The organism is Streptomyces spinosus, from assembly GCF_020400655.1.
GTDB classification, from domain to species: domain Bacteria; phylum Actinomycetota; class Actinomycetes; order Streptomycetales; family Streptomycetaceae; genus Streptomyces; species Streptomyces argyrophylli.
In genome coordinates this window covers 332,712-352,173 of record NZ_JAINRC010000006.1, presented here as the reverse complement: position 1 = coordinate 352,173, position 19,462 = coordinate 332,712, and the positions used below count along the sequence as shown (strand labels likewise).

Sequence of the window (19,462 nt, the reverse complement as noted above, 5' to 3'; positions counted from 1 at the left end):
GAACCGTGGGAGACGTCTTCTCCGCGAACGCGACGGCCATCCACACGTGGGCCGGCATCATGGACGAAATCGCCGAGATCACGGGCCACGCGGTGGCGGATTTCGAGGCGGCGGCCCGCCGGTGCGCGGACTGGCCGGGCGTCGACGACTCCATGGCCGAGCAGCTCCGCCCCCAGGACGCGAAGGAGCGCAAGGGGACCGTGGAGGCGGGGACGGCGCTGATGGAGGCCATCGGCGGCATGACCCGGGTGCTGAACCTGAACGGTGACATCATCCAGGGCGCCCAGAACGACGCCATCGAGGCCATCGACGACCAGGCTTCCAGGTCCGGGAGGCACTGAACCGTCATGGCGATCGTGGTTCCGGCATGGCTCAACGACCTGTTCTTCGCCCTCATGGGCGAACGCATGCCACAGGCCAACGAGGACCTCGCCTATGTGAGCCACGAAGCCTTCGCGTCGTTCTCCAACAAACTGCGCAGACTGGCGGATCTGGTCGGCGAGTCGATCGGATCCGCCGGCCAGGTGCTGCCGCCCCAGGTCGCCAAGGACTACGTCCGTGCGGTCGACGTGCTGACCGACGACGGCGGTACGAACCACATCACCGAGCTCGCCAAGCAGCTGGACGACATCTCCGACGGCCGGGTGAAGACCTCCATCAGCATCGCCGAGTCCAAGATCAACATCTTGCTCGAACTGGCGATCCTGGCGGCGGAACTGCTGTTCCTGGCCGTGATGTCGTTCTTCACCGGCGGCGCCACGTCGGGCGAGGCCGTGGAAGCGAAACTGCGGACACGTGCCCGGATCCTGGTGATCCTGGAGATGCTGGCCAAGCGCACCCATCTCCTGCCGACCCTGAGCGAGGCGCTGGAGGAGGCGTTCACCACGCTCGCCGCGCGGCTCGCGCTGATTCTCACGGCGGCCCCTGGCCGCAAGCCGCACGGTATCGACATGAAGGACGTCGTACTGAGCGGCGTCACCGGTGGTCTGACCTCGATATTCGACCACCTGTTCCATGGTGGGAAGAGCCTGTTCAAGAAGCTCTTCAAGGACAAGGCCGACATCGGAGCCGGGTTCGACAAGAAGTTCGCCGACAAGGACAAGATGCCCGGGCTGAACACCGGTCCCGGCGGCAGCACCGTCAAGCACGGCGTGAAGAACCCGGCGCCCGACGGGCCGCACTCCGGCGGCGGGAATCTCCTCACGAACACCGCCGGCCAGGGCTTCGACGCGGTCGGCGAGGGCGCGGCCGAGACGTTCGCCGAATCCGTCGTCTACCAGCAGCCGCTCAGTTTCTCCACGTTCCACGGCGCAGTCGTCAGCAGCCTGAACACCGCGCTGATTTTCACGGGGGTGCAGAAGCTGGGGTTGGGGCTCCGCGACTTCGTCTTCCCCAAGGACCTCGGTGTCACCCCCAACAGGGCCTCGGCCGGACCGGCCACCGGCCCTGCCGGTACCGGAGCGGTGGACGGACCGGACCAGGGCACGCACGTCCCCACCACCGGTACGGACGTCCCCGCCCCGGTGTCGTACGCCCCCCACGACCTCACCGAGGCGGGACCGCCCCCGGTCACGACCACCGGGCAGACCCCCGCCGTGTCCGCCCCCACGGTGGGTGCGGGTTCCACCCAGAGTGCCGGTCCGGCCGCCGCGTCCGGGTACGGCGGCGGCATTCCCGTCGAGAGCCCTGGGCAGGCGCAGGTGCCGCCCGCCCCCACGACATCCGCCGGTGGCGGGGCCGGCACCCGGCCTCCGCTCCAGACGGGCCCCGACGCCCCGACGGCCCCCGGCCACGACGCCACCACGGTGCCGGACGGCACCCCGACGGTCCCCGGCCACGACGTCACCACGGCGCCGGACGACGCCCCGACCGCCCTGGCGCCCGGCGCCACCACCGCGCCGGGTGCCACCCTCACGGACTCGGCCTCCGGCCCGCTCGGAGCCGGGGCGCACCAGGGGTCCCAGGGCTCCGCCACCGGCGACGGGACCGCCTCGCACGACGTGTCCCCGGGGCCCGTCGAAGACGAGTCCGCCACGGCTCCGGGTTCGCTGACGGCGCCCGGCGAGGACCCTTCCGACGCGGCCGGCAGCGTCCCGGGGCAGACCGCGCCGCCGGCATCCGGTCCGGGCACGGCCACCGGGCAGGCGGCGGCGCAGACCCCCGGGACCGCACAGGCTCCCGGCACACGGCAGACTTCCGGTGCGGGTGTGGGCCCCGGTACGGTCCAGGGCGGCGGCGCCCAGGTGACCGGCGACGCGACCGCCGCGAACACCACGGCCACGCAGGGCGGCCAGGACCGGCCGAGGGCCGACGACGGCCGGAACAGCGAGCGTGACGGCGCCCTGGGCATCAAGACGGTCTCCGCCGGGGCGGCCACCCCCGCGACGACGGCCGGCACCCTCGGTCAGGACGTCACCGGGCAGCACACCGCCGCCCCCACGGTCCCCGACACCCAGGAGGACGTCCCGTCGAACGTCCTCACCGCGGCCGGGGACACCGCCGTGCCGGGTATCACGCCGCCCGCCACGGTCTCGACCTCGACCTCCTCCGCCGTCCCGTCCGGTGCCGCGGAGCGGGCGAAGGGGCGGGGGGACACCGGCCGGGACGCCGTGCCGGATCCGGCGCCCGCCGAGACCCCGTCCGCGTCCGCGGACACGACGCCGGACGAGGATGTCGCGGCGGCGATCCCGATGCCGACCGTCTCCGGCTCCGAGCCCACGGACGCGCACCAAGGCGCCGCGCGGGGCGACGCCACGACCATGGTGTCCGCGGACCCGGTCATCCCGGTCACCGACCAGGGCACCGCGGACGCCGACGACTTCGCCTCCGAGGACTCAGACACGGTCTACGACCCGGACGACGATTCCGACACGCTCTACGACTCGGAGTCCGACTCCGGCGACACGTACGTCGGATCCGAGGAAGGGGCGATCCTGAAGGAGGGCGGGAAGGCCGCGAAGGATCCGGGGCCGCCCCGGTCGCACGAGAAGATCTCCCAGTGGCTGGACGGTCTGGACGCCGGCACAACGCACCCCCTCCGTGGTCTCGCCGCCCAGGACGTCACGGTCAACATGCTGACGGGAGTCACGTACGGCGGCCGGAATCTCGATTACATCGTCGAGATCGACCATCCCTACGTCTCCTGGAGTGCTCCTGGCCGGACGGTGTGGCGGAACACGGACGAAGACCCGAGCACCGTTTTCCGCACCGGTTTCCGAGCGCGTAATCCGGAAAACCTCGTGGACATCGTCCAGTGGGTGACTTCGCCGCCTTCGGAAGGGGCTCAGTTCGTTTCCACCACCCGTGACAGGGAGTTGCCGAAGTACACGGGCCGGCGGTACCAGTACGAGATCCGGGGCGACGTCTCCGGTGTGGACATGGCGCAGTCCATCAACCGGATGCTCGACGCGGAACCGGAGCTCGAGGACGAGCTTCCCCAGCTCGCCGAATACCGCGACGACGAGCTCGAAGTGGCGTTCGTCGGCGGGATTCCCGCGCATGCCGTCGTCTCCGTTCTCGACCGGCGGACCGGGCTGACGGGCCGCTGGGACCCCGCCACGCAGGCGGTGGAGTGGTCGCAGGCACCGCATGCACCGCAGGCGTCCGGGCAGCCTGCGCCGGAAGCCGCTGTCGCCGGTGGCGCGGATGCGAGGGCGGAACTCTTCACCGGCTCCCCGTGGGACGACACCGACACGACGGACGACCCGTACGGCTCGTACGAGTCGGAAACGGATAGTTCGGACAGCCCAGAACCGGATAGTTCGGAAAACTCGGAACCGGATAGTTCGGACGACTCGGATTCGGACTGGCCGGCCGCACCGCACTCACCCGGGCCGACGTCGTCACCGCATCCCGTCCCGGCGCCGACCCGGTCCTCCGTCCCGCCCATGGGGCCGGAAGTGCCCCGTACGCGCCGGGTGCTGATCAACGGCGTGGCGCAGGAAATGACCCAGCACCGGGGATTCCACCGGTTCACGGCACCCGACGGGGGCGGCTCCGTCTACATCAGCGACGACCAGATAGACCACGGCGAGACGGTCCCGGCCGTGGCGGACCTCGTCGTCAGGTTCCTCGACGGTGGCCTGCCCCTGTACCGCGTGCACCCGCAGCCGGCGCCGGGGACCGGACACCCGGGCGAGCGGGTCACCTTCGTGGCTGCGGGCACCGACGACTTCCCGCGGCACGACGACGTCGACGCGACCGTGTTCGTGGAACTCTCCACCACGCCGGAGGCCGCGGAGCGGCGGTTCGACGAAGCGGGCGCCTCGCCGACCACCGGGACCGGTCTGCCGGCCGGCGCCTTCGTCGGGCCGGACCGGGACATCGTCGTCATCGACGCGCACACGGTGCAGGTGAGGAACCAGGTCGTCGCCCTGGTGACCGACCACGCGCCGGTCACCGTGACGCCCCGGACCCCGCCGGTGGACACCGGGATCACGGTCATGGCCGCTCAGGTCGACAAAAGCCCCTACGAGCGGGTCCTTGAGCGGGAACTGGCGAAGGACACGCACACCGACGAGCAGCGGAGGCGGCTCCAGCGGGCCCTCGACACCCACGGCCCGGCCCGGGAGCCCGCCCGGCGCCCGGGGTGGGACCACCTCTCCCCGGCCGAGCGTTCGGAGCTCACCACCCTCGTGGCCAGGCAGACCGGCAGGGAAGCCGACGGGGATCTCGCCCGGCGGGTGGAGGAGGCGTACCGCGAACTGCCCGGTTCCTGGTACTCCCAGCCGCTCGTCCGCCGCGCGGAACTCGTCGGCAACAAGATCGCCACCGGCAGGTTCTTCCCCGCTGTCGGGGGCTCGGGGCGCGACGGTGCCGCAGACGTGTCCGAGCGCGCCGGCGAGCCGTCGGCGCCCGGTGACGGCGTGCGGGACCAGCCCGTGGCCGGTCCGTCCGGTACGCAGCCCGTGGGCCTGGCCCCGCAGTCGGCCGCCCCCGATACGGTGGCGACGACCTGGATCGGGCCGGTCGACGGGGACCCGGTACCCCGGGCCACCAGCCCTGAGCCCGAGGAGGCCGGCCTCCAGCCGACGAGAGTGCGGAACCTGCGGCCGAAGCTCACTGTCGACGCGAGCGGCGCCTCCCGGAACGCCGGGCGGTCCCCGTTGTCGCCCACCTCGCCCCGCCAGGTGATCATCTCGCCGGTGAGCGCCCGGACGCCCGTCGGTCTGCGGTGGAGCCCGACGACCCCGCTCACCGCGGTGCCGGACCCGGCGCGCACACCCACCGACGCGACCACGTCACCGAGTCGGGCCGACGCCGAGGCGACCAGGCGCGTGACAGCCGCCGAAGTGATCCGCCTGATGCAGGAGATGGCATCGCAAGCGGGCCCGTCCGGGCATCACACGGGCCACCTGGGGCCGGACCTCTTCGGCCTGCGCCGGCCCGCACCCGCTCCCGAGTTCCTGGTGAACCCGGAGACCGGCCGGCCGTACGACCACCGCGGCCTCGACGCCGACCAGGCCGTGTACTTCCTGAACGCCATGGACATGAAGTACCGGTGGGACGCCACCGAGTTCGATCCGGCGGGCTGGACGGACGTCGGACAGTTCAGCCATTCCCATCACCGCGACACCCTCGCCTGGACCCCGAGCCCGAACGCTCCCCGGCTCCCCTCGCTCGACGTTCGTACGCCCGCCGTCGTGCATGCCATCTGGTTCGGAGGTCCGCCGCGTCCGGACGGTCCGAGCGCCGGGTTCTGGGAACGCTTCGGCACCGCGGCGCACCGGTTCCGGGACCAGGCCGTGTTCGTCCTGTGGACCGATGTGGCACGGGCGGACATCGAGTACGTCAGCCGGTTCACGCAGGCCCCGAGCGATCCCGAGGCGGCGCGGGTGTGGGCCCTGTACCAGTGGGCCGAGGCCAACGGGGTCAAGCTCGTCAACGTCCAGGAGGTCTTCAACGAGTCGGCGCCGATGGGGCTCCACGACGAGTTCATGACCGAGATGCTCAAGGGTGTCGGCCCCGGGTGGGCGGCGGCCAGTGACATCGCCCGGCTGGAGATCCTGGACCGGTTCGGCGGGTTCTACACCGACGGCGACAACGAGATCGGTGACCTGGGTGCCTTCGAGCAGGTGACGAACAGCCGCGAGGGCTACGCCGTCGGCGCGACCAGCAAGCTGTTCTCCAACTCCGCCCTGGCCGTGACGATGGGCCATCCCTTCCCGGGCATGGCCAAGGAGCTTCTCCGGGCGAACTACACCAAGACGCAGCCCGAACTCCTCGCCGCCCTCGGCCGAGTGCCCAAGGACGGGTTCACGCGGTTCCCCATGCGCCCACGACGGCACTCGGTGATGCGCCGTACCGGGCCGGACGGCTACTGGAGCCTTCTGCCGGCCCTGGGGCTGGCCAACCTGAACGAGATGCCGCGGCTCGGGGGACTGTCGATCCGTTCGGACAGCAGTTGGTCCCCCGAGAACGCCCCACCGGCCGCGGCCGCCCCCCAGCGTCCCTACACCGCGCAGGAAACGGCGTACTTCACGGCCGTCGTCGTCCAGAGCATGGTGCGCAGCCTGCTGAACAGGAACGGCGACCTGCACCTCACCCAGATCGAGTCCGCGCTCGACCGGCACGACGACCCCGACCTCGTCTGGGAGTCCGCCCTGGGCTTCCTGGCGTCGCGAGACGATCTGCGGTCCCTTGTCAAGGGCGTGACCAGGACCACGTACGTCGACGAGACGACCACCCGTCGGGTGCAGCTCCCGACGGCCGCCGAGGCGCTTCTGCTCCCGCCGCAGGACGCGCACGCCGCCGCTCCGGTCGGCGACGCGGACGGCTGGTGGCTCGGTGAGCGGTCGGAACCGGTACGCATGGCGCCCGCCGCGGTGGAGCACCCCGGTGACCGCGGCCGGGAATCGCCGTCCGGCCCGGCGGAGTCCGTGACCGTCGGCGAGATCACCACCCCTTACGACGCGTGGGAGGCCTTCGCGGCCCGGGACCCCGGCGCCGCACAGAGCCTGCTGCACAGGGTCGCCAGGGACATACCCGAGGAGTGGGGCGAGAGCCACGACGCCATCAGGAGAGCCTACGGCCGGTTGACGCCCGAGCAACGCCGTACGACCTCGGTCGGGCAGGCGGCGCTCCTCACCAACATGCTCCTGGCGGGCGAGGCCCGCACCGGGCTCCTCGATGCCGGCGCGCGGCCGCGCGCCACGACCCTGGAGACCGGCCCCGGCCCACGGGAGGACCAGGACGCGACGCCCGCGGGACGGTCGGCGAGCGGCGGGTCCCGGCAGCCGGCCGCCGGGAGCGCGGACGCCACGTCGTCCGCTCCGCGTACGCGGCGCCGCGTGCGGATGGCACCACCCCCGCTGGATCTCTCGGCGCCCAGTCGACGTGGCTCCCGCGCTCCGATCGGGTCGCGGACGTCCGCGACCCTGCGGACCCCGAGGACACCGGGCACCACGGACCCGGCACGCACGCCGGGTACGGCCGGTCGTCCGCGCGACCCGCAACCGGCACGCTCTCCCGGCACGAGCAGGACCACCAGCACCCCGGGCACGTCCGGGACCACCGCCTCCGGATCGTCCAGGCCCGCCGCCACCCCCAGGACGGCCCGCACCCCGCGCCGCCCCGACGCCCCTGCCTCGGCCCGTACCCCCGCCCCGGCCTCGTCCCGCACCCCCCGGCACACCGACACACCCGCCCGCTCCGCCAGAACGCCGGGGAACGGCAGGCCGCCGAGGACGCCGGCCCCGCTGCGCACTCCGCGGACGCCGACGAGCGGCGGCCTCGGGCGACACCCGCGTACGCCCGTCAGCCCCGGACACGTGCGCACGTCCACCGTCCGGGCCATGCGCAGGGACCCCGAGGCGTTCCTGAAGAACAACGTGGTCTCTTTGGACATGGCGGCCGGCCTGCGGTCGTACGCGCCCCGACTGTCGTCGGAGCAGGCCACCAAGGTCGTCGCGGCACTCAACGACACGTCACTGCGCCGCCATTGGTTCGTCCTGGTCGAGGTCGACCGGGACACCACGGGCAAGCCGGTGTTCATGCTGGCGCCGGCGGTCGAGAAGTACGCGCAGCAGTATCCGGACACCGAGCCGTTCAACGAGATCCCACCCGGCAGGCTTCCGGTCAGGCGGGACGACGCCGCCTATCTGGAGGCCGGGTTCATCCCCTATCTGACGGGGTCCACGAGCAACCTGGACACGGCCATCGGCCACGCCGAGGTGGTTCGCGACCCCAGCGACACGGAGTTCAGCCCGGATTTCGTCGTCACTCCGACCATGAACGGGTGCGCCCTCGCGATCACGGCCGGATCCGTCGGCGGCCGTTTCACCGCCTGGCACTTCCAGTCGCCCTCGGCCCTGTCGAACGTGGCGAACGCCGAACGGTTCCGCCGGACCAAGCGACCCACGGACTGGTACGGCGACGGCGAGTACTACGACGTCGCGGCGTCCGGCTCGACGGGGGGCGCCGCCCCGATGTTCGAGACCACCAACATGCTGTGGCGTGGCCCGGACGGCTGGCGGGTGCTCAGCCAGGAGAGCCGTACCGGCCACATGAACAGGTCCGTCACGTGGCACCGGTTCCAGCAGCGGCCCATCCGGCTCACCGAGGGCGGCGAACTCCGGCAGATCGCCGCCATCTACCAAGGGATGGCCCGCGCCGAGGCGTTCGAGGACAACGCCATCGCGCAGCGCTACCGGAACATCCTGCTGTCCAAGCCGCAGCGGGGGGAGGAGGAGAAGTACCGACGCATCGAGACGGTCTACAACCTCATCAGGGCGCACGTACGCCATGAGATCGAGCAGATCGGCGACGCGCGGGACTTCGAGTCGCTCCAGCGCCTGGCGGCGAACTTCCGTCTGGAACGCGCCGCGTACATGCCCGGTTTCGTGCACGCCCTGCCCGAACTGCGGGACGACGTCCCCCTGCCGCTCTTCAACAAGGCAGAGCGGAACCGGCTGACCGGACGGGTGCAGAACGTCCGGGCGCTCGTCCAGGCGTTCATGGACAACAGCTACCGCAACTGGATCAGCCGGCTGGAGAGCGAGGCGGGGGACCACGCCCGGCGTCCCACCTGGGACCGGCTGACCACGGCAGACCGCCAGGAACTCATCCGGCTCGTCTCCCGGGGGATCGACCGCGAGGCCGACCCGGATCTCGCCCGGCGGGTGGAGGACGCCTACCGCGAGCTGCCCGACTCCTGGTACTCCCAGCCCCTCACCCGCCGCGCGGACCTCATCGGGAACAAGATCACCTCCGGTGCGTTCTTCCCGGGCACGGGCGGATCCGCCCCCCAGGGGTCCGACGGCCCCGGACCGGCCGGCGAGCCGTCGGCGCCGGCGGCCGAGCGGCCGGAAGCGCTGTCGTCCGATACGGGCACCACACCTGACGAGACCCCGGGCACGCCCTCGCCCGCCCGGCCCACCGGACCCGGTCCCTCGCGAGGGGGCCTGACCGAGGAGCTGACGCGACGGCTCGCAGCTTCTCCCCTCCTGGACACGCCCGTCACCCGGCAGGACCTCGCCGGACTGGCCCACGACCCCGCGCTCGACCTCACCTGGCAGCTCGCACCGGACGCCCGGGTCCCGGTCCGGGACGCCGGCCTGTCCCCCGTGGACCAGGCGCGGCTGCTGCTGACCAGGCCGGACCTCGACCCGGACCTCGCGGCGGACCTGCGCCCCGTGCTCACCCCGGACGCACCGGCGGGGACCACCCCGGCCTCCCCGGGGGGCACCGACGCGGACCCGGTGGCAGCGGACGAAGATGCGGAGGCGTCCACCGTCCAGACCGACGGCGCGCGGGTCCCGCCCGAGCCGGCCGCTGCGGCGCCCGGTGCCCGCCGGCCCTGGCCGTTGCAGCTCGAAGAGGACGCCGACGGGTATGTGCCGAACCTCGCGAAGCGGCCCGCGGACTTCCCGGCGAGCCGGGCCGAGGCCTGGCAGCGCTACCTCGCGTCCTACGGACAGGTGGCGGAACTTCGTGCGGCGGAGCGTCAGGGCGGGACCGCCTCCCACGGTGTCCCGGCGCCGGATTCCGACGGTCGGACCGGCGGCCCCGACACGCACGGCGCCGCACGGCTGCGGCTGGGCAGGGACGAGGAAGCCCTCCGCGCGTGGGGGCACCCGGACCCCGAGGGCCTGCTCCTCCGGTACCGCGCCCAGCCGGCGGAATCCGCCCCGGTCGGCACGGACCCCCTGGCACCCGCCCCGGAGGAGGAGCCGCTTCCCCCGACTCCGGTGGACGCGCCGCTTCCTGCCGCTTCCGAGGAGAAGCCGCTTCCTCCGGTGCACGAGGAGAAGCCGCTTCCGGCACCCCCGCAGACCCAGGCCGTCGATCCGCAGGCCCAGGGCGCCGCCGAGGCCCCCGGGCGCCCCACCGGGGAAACGCGGCACACCCCCGGGATCACCGTCATGTCCGCCTCCGTGGAGGGCGATCCGGACCGGAAGCTCCTCGCGGAGGAACCGGGCACGACCACCCTCTCCGATGAACAGCGGAGCCGGCTCCAAGGCGTCCTCGACAGCCATGGCGGCACACCGCCCGCGGCGGTCGGCGGACCCGCGATGCGGCTGCGGGGCGGTGCGTCCGACGACGCGTCGGCCGCGGACTCCGGATCCGACGTCATCGACGACTGGACGACCGTCTCCGACTCCGGTGTGTTCGTCAGGCGTTCCCCCGCTCTCGCCGAGATCGACCGGACGCTGGAACACTGGAAGTCCGGATCCCGTACCGTGCCGCGCCGCTTCGATGACAATGAGCGCGACATCCAGGCGGTTCTCTCCGCGATCGGCACCTGGCGCGCCGCCAAGCACGGCAGGCCCAGCAGGCGCGAAGCCGCGGTCGACATGCTGGAACGCCGGCTCAGGGACGAACTGGACGACATCGCCGGCCGACGGGAGGCCATGCGCCCCCAGCTCGAACTGCGAAGGCGCTACGACCGGATCAGCCCCGGGCTGAGCCGGTGGGCCGAGCGGCAGCCGACCGGCCGTGACATCGATCCGGACCTCCCGCTGCATCGGCTGCTGACGGAGGAGCGGGACCGCCACGGACAGCTGACGGAGCACGCTGTCAGCATCGGCGACGACATGGCGCGCGGAGACTTCGACGACGTCCTGTCGCGGAAGCTGCGTTCCGGCGTGACGGTCGAGGCGCTCGGCGACGACCAGGTCGCCGCCCTTCTGGCGAGCAGCGGACGCGGTCCGGACGGCCGGACGCCGTACCCCGAGATCGAGTCCTACCTGGCGCGTCGGGACACCGGCAGGCGCTCCGATCACGGCTCACCGCTCACGGAGTGGGCGAGGGAGACGATCGCCGTCGGGGAGACACAGGTGACCTTGCACCACGACCCCACGGACGCGCTGTGGGAGCGGCGCCGGGACCAGGTGCTCGACTCCGTGCACCGGCTCGCGAGCAGGGGCCTCCTGGCGCCGGGGCTGGAATACTTCCTGCCGAAGTACGGGCGCGACATCACCGTGAGCCCGTCGGGCGGGATATCGGTGAACTCGAAGGGCTCGGTCGCCCAGTTCTTCGCCCCCAACAGAGTCGTCGTGAGCCCCCACGCGATGGCTCTCGCGTCGGCCGAGAAGGCGGACGGGTACGTCGACGGCAGCCCCGAGGGCGTTCTCGATCACGAAGCCGGACACGCCGCGCACCGTGCGAGCAACCCCTTCGCCTTTCACGATCTGACAGCCGCCTCCTTCGTCGACGAAGCCGCCGAAACCGCCCATGAAGTGAGCGAGTACGCCGGGCAGAACCCGCGGGAATTCGTCGCCGAGGTCTTCACCGGTCTGGTGCGGGGCAAGGTCTACTCGCCACAAGTGCTCGACCTGTACGCGGGGTTGGGCAGTCCGGCGGTGCCCCGTGCCGGTGAATCCTCGGGAGGCGTGCGACCGTACGCCTATCCGGTGCGACCGGAGGGGACGTGGGAGTCGACGACCCGCCGTGTCCTGCGGGAGGCGCTGCTGGACGCCGTGGTCGACGGCAAGGCCGGCACGCCCTACATGGCGGGGTTGCTCAAGGCGCTCGACGTGTCCCGTGCGCAGGGACCGGCCGCCGGCACCGGCCCTGACGGAGAAGGCGCCTTCGCGGACCGCCACCCGTTCGTCGGGATGGCGCTCACCCAGGACCGGACCACCGACGCCGTGGACCGGCGCCTGGTGACGGCGCACTCGAACGAGGCACGCGGCGGCCGAGCGGGACGGGTCCCGGCCGCGCCGGACGGCGGCCGGGAACAGGCGGGGCCCGACATGGCGCGGATCCTGCGGGAACTGCGGGCCGAGCTGCGGCCGGGGCGGAGGGACGCCCTCGGAGGTGACCCCTTCGGGGTGCGGCAGCCGAAACCGGCCCCCCAGTTCATGCGTCCCGGCGGCAGACCGTACGACTTCTCCGAGCTGCACGCCGATCAGCGCCGCGCGTTCTTCGCGCGCGTCGACCTCAAGCGGCGCACCGCCCCGACCGCGGACGAGCTGGCGGTGCGCGGTCTTCCCCGTGATCCCGACAGCGTCGTGTCCGGTGCGTACGCGGCGCGGTCCTCCGGCATCGGTCGCAAGCGGCAGAAGGTGGCCAAGCTGCTGCACAGCATCTGGTACGGCCCGCTGTTCGACGACGGTCCGAACGGGGCACGCACCGACTTCCGCTCCAACATCGCGGAGGCGGCCCGGCGCAATCCCCGCTGGCTGGTCGTCCACTGGACGGATGTCACCCGGGCCGAGATCGACGCCGTCCGCGACGCGTTCGACCCGCGCACCGCGACGGAGCGCCAGAGACAGGTCAAGGACATGCTGGAGTGGGCCGACGGCATCGAGAACCTGGCGCTGGTGAACGAGGACGAGATCTACAACGCCGACACTCCGATGACCCTCCAGTCCGAGGTGCTCACCGAGCGCGCCCGCGGAGGCAAGTCGCTGGCCTCCGCCAGTGACATGTCCCGCGTCGAACACCTCCATCGTTTCGGCGGTGTCTACAGCGACGGCGACAACCGGATCTTCGACCTGTCCCAGGTGGCGCGGGAGACCGCTCAGCGACCCGACGGATTCGCACTCCTGCGCGCCGACCTGCCGCGTGATGCGAAGGACGCGGCGGGGCGCGACTCGCGGCCGATGAACAACGCGGCGATGGTCTCCACCGCCGCGAGCGCGGCCACACAGCACTATCTGCGCCTGCTGGCGGAGAACTACCGGACGTCTCTGGCGGAGCTGCTCCGGCGGGGCGCCCAGGGACTGCGGCGGCTCGGCGACGACGTCATCGGCCAGGAGGCGACGCCGTACGCGGCCGTGCACAAACCCTCCCGGGAGGTCACGCACCGCACGGGTCCGAACACCCACACGTTCACACGGCTCGCGGCGGCTCTCGGGCACACCGATCCGGGCGACGCCGGGACCGGTGACCGCTTCCTGCTGGGATCCATACCCCCGGACGCCATCAAGGTGGAGAGCCGCGGCAGCTGGAACGTGGGTTTCACCGACGGAGCGCAGAGTGTCACCCACGAGCGACTGAGCACCGCGGTGCGGGCCGTCGTCGTGGGCCTCCACGCGGAACTGCACAACCGTCCCGGCGGCCTGCTGCTGAAGACGATCGACGACACGGTGCGCTCCCTGGGCCTGCCCGAGACGCTGCGCGTGCCGGTCTGGGACGCGGCCCTCACCTTGTTCCAGGAGTCATTGGGGCCCGGCACGGAGCAGGTGAGGTGGATCGCCTCGGGCAGAGAGGTGAATCCGCCGCAGGAGGCGGTGTCGAGGGCACTCGGCCTCTTCCCCCATGCCGTCTACGTGCACTCCGATTCCGGCGGCACGCAAGGGAACGCGGCGGCTTCCAGCGGCGGGCAAGGAGAGGTGGCGGCTGCCGGGTCCGCTCCGGGAACGTCCACGAGACCCCTTCCCTCCTCTGGACCCCAGAGCGGTCGCACCGATGCGGGGGCACGGTGAACCGCCCCCACGGCATCCGTCTCAGACATACGTGTGTCAGCGTGCTCCCGTGTGACCGCTCTAGAATCGACGACCGAGCACGGGCCGTCTGTCCGTGCCCCACACCTCAGCGCGTACCCATGTGTCACACCGACCCCACCGGAAAGGTGTCATGACGACTTCCAGACCCAACGGCTCCCCCGACGAGCCGACGGCCGTGGCCACCGCGCCGGCCGACGAGGCGGCCGTCGGTGAGGCCGAGGGGGGACCGGACTCCGCTGCCACGACGGCGGAACGCATCCTCACCTCCCCGCGGTCCCCGAACCGGCCGGCCGTGCCGTCCGCCATGGCCGAGCCGGAAGCCGAACCGGAGGAGACCGAACAGAGCAAGGAGGCCGGCGAACCGGAGGAACCCGAGGAGCCGGGAGCGTCCGAGGAGACGCGGACTGCGTCGGAGGCCGCGGCATCCGGCGCGCCGAAGCCGGCAGCCGCTGAGCCGGCCGCACGGACCGGCGCGGACCCGGAGTCCGGGGCGGCCCCCAGGACCGAGGCGGAGTCGGGCACGGACGGGTCCGGGGCAGCGGCGGAGCCGTCGACCACGACCACCACGGCCGCGGACACCGCCGCCCCCTCCGCGGACACCTCCGCCGCATCCGCGGACGCCTCCGCCGCATCCGGTGACAGCACGAGCAGCTCCGCCGGGACCGCGGTCAAGGCCGTCCCCGGCCGGCCGCACAAGAGCCTGCTGGCGGGTGCCGCCATCGTCGGCGCCCTGCTGATCTCCGTGCCCTTCCTGATCAGCGGCGGCGACGACGACGGGCGGTCGCCCGCCAAGGCCGGAACCAACACGCCGGGTACGGTCCTCGGCGGTCTGGCGGGGGTCGCTCCCGGCGTGGTCGGCTCTCAGGCCCCGTCACCGCACGCGTCCGGGGCCCACCGCAGCGCGGCCCCCAAGACCGTCACCACCGTCGGCCCGGACGGCAAGCCCGTCAAGATCGTGGTGAAACCCCCGATCGGCACGTCCGGCGGGGGAAAGAAGTCCTCGTCCGGGAGCAAGCCGGCCACGGGGGCGAAGGGTTCGGGCAAGACGTCGTCCGGTTCCGGCGGTACGCCGGGCAAGACCTCCTCCGGCTCCGCGTCCGGGTCGGGTTCAGGGTCGGGTTCGGGTTCCGGCTCCGGGTCGAAGTCGCACACCGGGACCCGGCCCACCCCGAGCGACCCCTGGCCCGGCGGTGTGCAGATCTACAGCCACGCCTCCGGCCGCTGCATCGGCGTCGCCGGCAGCCCGGGCGCGGCGACGGGGTCCGCGCTGGTGATCTGGGACTGCTACGACGTGTCGTACCAGCGGTGGAAGTTCGTCGACGGCACCGTGCGGTCCGAGGGCAAGTGCATGAACGTCCAGGGCGGCGGGACCGGCGACGGCGCCCTCGTCAACTGGACGACGTGCAACGGCTCCGGCGCCCAGCAGTTCCGTCTGAACTCGGCGCACGACCTGACCAACCCGCAGTCCGGCAACAAGTGCGTCGACGTCAAGGACAACGGCACCACCAACGGCGCGCGCCTGCAACTGTGGACGTGCGCGGGCACACCCAACCAGAAGTGGAGCTCACGCACTCCGTAGGCGTCTCGCCCGTTCCGGACAGGAGGTAAGGGTGCCCGCCCCCGGCCGGGGGCGGGCACCCTTCGCGCCGGGCGCACACGTCGCTGCGCGCGCCCAGCGCGGTGTGCGTCCGCTCAGCGCAGGCCGTAGGCCCGCGTCACGGTCTGCCGTACCCGGTCGCCCGCCCGGTCCACCGCGTTCGCCCGCAGGGTGACATGGCCGCCCGGGCGCCCGCCCGCCGGTATCACGAGCGTCCAGCGGTCGTCACCGGCGGCCCTGGCCACGGCCCGCCGCCAGCTCTTGCCGTCGTCGTAGGACACGTCGACGGCGACCTCGCGGACCGGGGAGGTGCCGGACGCGCCCGGCTGGTGGCGTACCGTCACCGACCCGGTGAGCCGCCTGCCGGCCCGCGCGGTGTCGTTCCGGTCGAGGGGCAGGACGAAGCCCAGGTCCAGCAGGTCCAGCGGAGTGCGAACGGCGCCGTCGGTGCGGCCGGTGGTGAAGGTCCACTCCGAGCGCACCTTCGGGGACAGGGCGGACGGGCGGGTGCCCGTGACGACCAGCCGGTAGGTGCCGGGAGCCGCGGGCAGGTCGAAGGCCCCCACCCCCGGTGTGCCGTTGGCGCCGATCTGCGTGGTGCCCCGGAACAGCCGGGTCGCGCCGTGTTCCCGCACCGTGCCCTCGGAGTCCGTCTCGGGAAGCACGAGATGGCCCGGGTCGGCGGCGCTGAACACGGGGATGCGGGTCACCAGCCGGTTCCCCTGCCGGTACGCCGTGGGCAGCGGTTCGCCGTCCGGCCCGGCGCGCACCACCCGGGGCAGCCTGGGGGCGAAGGGAGCCGTGCCCCACGCGGTCGAGCCGCGCTGCCCGGCCAGGTAGCGGGTCGGAGCGGTCACCTCGCTCGTCCCGGACGTCCAGTCGGCGGTCAGCCCGACGGACGTCTCGGCGCCCCAGAGGACCCCCGGGGTGAAGTACTCCACGCGCCTTTGCGGGAACGTCGGCGCGGACAGCGCCGTGTCCGTCAGACCGGTCGTCGTGTCCGTGAAGGTCAGCGCCTGGGAGGAGACGTGGCGCCCCCCGGCCGGGTTGCGGTACAGGGCGTCCACCCGGGCCAGCGCGGCACGGTCGAAGTGCCAGGCCTGCCCGTGCGGAAGCGCCGTGCCCACCGAGTCGTACAGGGCGTACGACGTCGGGGTCACGGGCCGGCCCCGCACGTGGACCCGGTCCTGTCCGGCCGCCGCCCGGTCCCGCAGGCCCTGGACGTCCTCGGGGCGGATGAGGTAGAGCACCGGCAGTGCCCCGGTGTCCCCGAGGTAGTCGTACGTGAGCACCAGGGCGGCGCCCCGGTCCCGCAGGGCCTTGACCAGCGGGGCGAACTGCTCGGCCGTGGGCGGATCGACGGGCTCGCCCCGGACGTCCGGGGCGATGAGGACGACCTTGCCGCCGACGTCGCCGATCCGGTCGGGGTCCGTCTCCTCGCCGATGTCCGCCAGCCGCGCGGTGACGTCCCCCTCGTAGCCCTCGGGCCGGGGGTCCTCCACGTCGCCGACCTCGTACGGGTCCTCGCCCACCGTCGTCACCCGGTTGTGCGGCGGGGCCCAGGCCGCGCTGTAGGAGAAGGTCGTCCCGGGGATGGCCTCGGTCGACTGCACATAGCGGTGCGGGTAGTTGCTGACCACGGAGAAGTCGCTGGTCTGTGCGGTGCCGGCCACCACGGAGCGGAGGGTGACGTTGGCGGTGTAGATCTCGGGACGGGCGGCGGGATCGTTCAGCTCGGCCGTCACCGGCTGGGCCTCGCGTGCGTCGAGGGTGACGGCCCGGTCGCCGTCGACGCGCAGTCCGTCCCGCGCGAAGTAGGTCGTCGACACACCCGGCGACTCGTCCGCCAGCCCCACGCCCAGCAGGCGGTACGTCCCGACGGGGACCTCCGCGGCGACCGAGAGGGCGTCACCCGTGCCGGACCCCTCGCCGGCCGCGGGGAAGTACACGGCGCCGGTGGCGTCGTTCTGCAGCACCATCAAGATGCCGCTCGCGTCGATCGGCTGCCCGGACCGGTCGAGCACCCGGACCGTCATCGTGCCGGTGCGGTCCAGGACGTCGGCGGCCACCGGAGTCACCACGCGGGTGTCTCCCGCGGCCGCCGTCAGCCGGCCCTCCCAGGAGCCGGTGGACCCGGAGCCGGCGGAGACCCGGACGGTGGCGGAGGCGGTGCCGTGCGCCGGAACGGTGAGCGACGCCGGGGCCGAGGACAGACCCTCCGGGGCGGGCGCGCCCGCCGTGCCGGTCACCGACAGGCTCAGGGCCAGGGTGACCGGGGTGTCACCGTCGTTGGCGTAGGTGACCTTCCCGCCGGCCGGCTTCGCCGGGTCGTGGGGCCAGGACAGCCGTCCCAGGCCCAGCGACGGGGTGAGCGCGCGCACGGGCTGCGCGGCGGCGCGCGCGACGTCGAGGCGGCCCGCGCCGTTGCCGAACACGTCGATGCCCTTCAGCACCGTCGCCGACCCCGTGAGCGCGGCCTTGATCTGCTGCCCGGTCCAGCCGGGGTGTTCGCCCGCCAGGATCGCCGCGGCGCCCGCGACGTGCGGGGTGGCCATCGACGTGCCCGACAGCGTCACGTAGTGGGTGTCACCGGGTGCGTCCGGGAACGCGCCGGGGGCACGGGCCGCGGTGATGTCCTCGCCGGGCGCCGAGATCTCCGGCTTCAGCCCGAAGTCGCCGATGCGGGGTCCCCGGCTGGAGAAGGAGCTGAGGGTGTCCCGCTTGGTGGTGCTCGCCACGGTCAGCGCCGCGTCCGCGGCGCCGGGTGACGACACGCTCTCCGGCGTGCCGGAGTTGCCGGCGGCCACCACGAACAGCGCCCCCGACGAGGCGGACAGTTCGTTCACCGCGGAGGACAGCACGTCGGTGCCGTCACTGGGGAACTCCCCGCCCAGGCTCATGTTGACCACCTTGGCGCCCTGCTGGACGGCCCACTCCATGCCGGCGAGGACCTGCGAGTCGCTGCCCCGGCCCGTGTCGTCCAGGACCTTGCCGTTCAGCAACCGCGCGCCGGGGGCCACACCCCGGTAACGGCCGCCGGACGCCGCGCCGTTGCCGGTGATGGTGGACGCCACATGGGTGCCGTGGCCCACGTGGTCCCCGGTCCCGGCCGCGTCGGTGAAGTTCTTCGCGGCGTCGACCTTCCCCTTCAGATCGGGGTGGCCGGTGGCGATGCCCGTGTCGAGGACGGCTACCTTCACGCCGTCGCCCTCGTACCCGTGCTTCCAGGCCGAGGGCGCCCCGACCAGCGGCACGCTCACGTCCAGGGTGGGGCGTACGACCCCGTCCAGCCAGATCTTCGTGCCGTGCGCGGGAGCGGCCCGGCGGGCGCCGGCACCGCCCTTCTCCCCGGTCAGGGCCGCCCACAGCGCGGTCGCGTCCGACTTGCGCGTGGACAGCGCCCGTATGCCCAGCCGCGGCAGGGTACGGGTGACCTCGGCGGTGGACGGTGTCGCGGTCTTGGGCGCGCTGCCCGGCCTGCCGGTGACGAGCACGCCGATACGGCCGGTGTGACCGTCGTCGAGCCGCTGGGCCGCGAGCCCCGTGATGTCGAACAGGGCGCGGTCCACCTCGCCCCGTGTCAGCGCGCCCCAGGCGTCCTGCGGTACGACATAGGTGTGGCCCTTCTCGGTGAAGCGCGCGAAGGCCGCTTCACGCCGCCGAGGGGCGGGAGCGGTACCGACGACCTCGACGGTGCCGCCCGTGCGCCGGTAGCTGACCGTGTCACCCGTGATGAGGGTGACCTTCTCGACGGGCCCGGCGACGGCCGGGCCCGGCCGGCCCGCGGCGGGCCCCGTCGGCGCCGCGCCGGCCGGGGCGACGATCAACGCCGCCAGCGTGCCGGCCCCCAGCAGCAGCGCCGCTGTTCTGTGTCCTGTCACTGCAACCCTCCTGTTGCCGTCCCTTGGTCGTGGGACGGGGACGGTGTTCCGACAGGTGAACCGGTCGGCAGGGCGTCCGGGTTGCCCGGCGG

At 73.0% G+C, this 19,462-nt stretch carries 4 protein-coding genes; 3 read left to right on the top strand and 1 reads right to left on the bottom strand.

The features are described 5' to 3' along the window. The first annotated feature begins 5 nt into the window (after positions 1 to 5). The 3 genes from LG395_RS14425 (at position 6) to LG395_RS14415 (ending at position 15,471) form a co-directional block, all read left to right on the top strand. Positions 6 to 341: a hypothetical protein gene (locus LG395_RS14425; protein WP_225809823.1), complete on the top strand. Its 336-nt coding sequence runs from the start codon at positions 6 to 8 to the stop codon at positions 339 to 341. A gap of 6 nt (positions 342 to 347) precedes the next feature. After that, a complete protein-coding gene (locus LG395_RS14420; RefSeq protein WP_225809822.1) occupies positions 348 to 13,871 on the top strand; it encodes a scabin-related ADP-ribosyltransferase in 13,524 nt (4,507 codons plus the stop codon). 151 nt (positions 13,872 to 14,022) lie between these two features. Continuing rightward, on the top strand, positions 14,023 to 15,471 hold the full coding sequence (locus tag LG395_RS14415; RefSeq protein ID WP_225809821.1) for a ricin-type beta-trefoil lectin domain protein: 1,449 nt from the start codon (positions 14,023 to 14,025) through the stop codon (positions 15,469 to 15,471). Positions 15,472 to 15,584: 113 nt separating this feature from the next. Here the strand turns inward: LG395_RS14415 and LG395_RS14410 are convergent, their stop codons facing one another. Continuing rightward, a complete protein-coding gene (locus LG395_RS14410) occupies positions 15,585 to 19,370 on the bottom strand; it encodes a S8 family serine peptidase (protein WP_225809820.1) in 3,786 nt (1,261 codons plus the stop codon). Between the last annotated feature and the right edge of the window lie 92 nt (positions 19,371 to 19,462).

Coding starts and splice junctions, on each gene's coding strand:
- LG395_RS14420 (WP_225809822.1), top strand. CDS start 348: ATGGCGATCGTGGTTCCGGCATGGCTCAACGACCTGTTCTTCGCCCTC.
- LG395_RS14415 (WP_225809821.1), top strand. CDS start 14,023: ATGACGACTTCCAGACCCAACGGCTCCCCCGACGAGCCGACGGCCGTG.